Here is a 1,212-nt window from a genome sequence, read left to right as displayed (position 1 = left end):
GGCGGGGACACTCCTCAGCATACGACTCGAAATAGGAATGTCCCCGGAGTGTCCCCGCCCACGTGAATTTCGGTTTTCCTTTTCCGGCTCCACGCATTACTATGTACCTTTCCCGACGCAAATTCACCCACGGAGGACTTTCTTCATGCGCCACCTGATTCTCGGAAGCGGGCCGGCCGGGATCGCGGCCGCGAAGGCCGCCCGGAAAATGGAGAAGGACGCCGAAGTCGTCATCGTCACCGAGGAGTTCGCCGCCCCCTACTTGCGGCCCAACCTTCCCGACCTCATCTCCGGCGAGATCGACGCCTCCGCGATCTCGGACCCGCAGGGGAAAGACCTCGCCGCCGAGAGGATCACGATCAAGTCGGGCAAGCGGGCGAGACGGGTGGACGCCGCGAAGAACCGGATCCTCTTCTCCGACGGGACCGAGGAGACCTATAACTTCCTCTGCATCGCCACAGGGGGGAAGCCGATCCTCCCCCTGGGCCTGATGGGAAGCTTCGGGGCCTTCCTGTCGCTCAACTCCCTGGGCGATGCGCTCCGGATCAAGGCGCGCGCGCTCCGCTCCGACGTGTCGGTCGTGTTCGGGCCGGGATACCTCGGCCTGGAGGCGGCGCGGGCGCTCCGGAAGCTGGGGCAGCAGGTGATCTGGGTCAACCCCGGCCTTCCCCGGTTCGGAAACCCGATTTCCGGCGAACTCGAGGTGAAGGTCGCGGAGAAGCTTCGGAACAACGGCGTCACGATCAAGGAGGGGACGGACATCGCCGACGTCCTCGACCTCGACGGGAGGACCTACATCGTCTACACGTCCGGCGGCGAGGAGATCCTCTGCCAGATGGTCGTGGTCGCCACCGAGAGGCTCCCCGTCGTCCAGTTCCTCGAGGGAAGCGGCGTGAAGGTCGGCACGGGGATCCTCGTGGACGAGTACCTGCGGACGAACGTCTCCAACATCTTCGCGGCGGGCGACTGCGCCGAGGTGTTCGACATCAACCGCCGGGAGAGCCGGATCAATTTCGGGTGGCGCAGCGCGATGAAGCAGGGGGCGCTCGCCGGGGAGAACATGGCCGGCGGCGGGAAGCTCTACATCCGGAACACCGAGGATTACTTCGGGCTCCTCTACGGGTCGCCGCTGCTAGAGCGGGTGAAGTAGGCGGGGACATTCCACCCCAAGAACCGGGACGTTCCTTAGAACTCTTCCTCCCCTGCGGCCCC

Annotated in this window: 1 protein-coding gene; it reads left to right on the top strand. The window is 65.2% G+C overall.

The window, feature by feature from the left end:
- The first annotated feature begins 145 nt into the window (after positions 1 to 145).
- Positions 146 to 1,150, top strand: coding sequence for an NAD(P)/FAD-dependent oxidoreductase (locus tag VJ307_05335; protein HJX73563.1), 1,005 nt, complete (start codon positions 146 to 148; stop codon positions 1,148 to 1,150).
- The last annotated feature ends 62 nt before the right edge of the window (positions 1,151 to 1,212 follow it).

It is taken from the genome of Candidatus Deferrimicrobiaceae bacterium, assembly GCA_035256765.1.
In the GTDB taxonomy this organism is placed as follows: Bacteria; Desulfobacterota; Deferrimicrobia; order Deferrimicrobiales; family Deferrimicrobiaceae; genus CSP1-8.
This window is presented reverse-complemented; position numbering and strand designations above follow the sequence as displayed.

Bases quoted from the DNA above. Each gene is read 5' to 3' on its own strand.
- VJ307_05335 (HJX73563.1), top strand. From the start codon at position 146: ATGCGCCACCTGATTCTCGGAAGCGGGCCGGCCGGGATCGCGGCCGCG.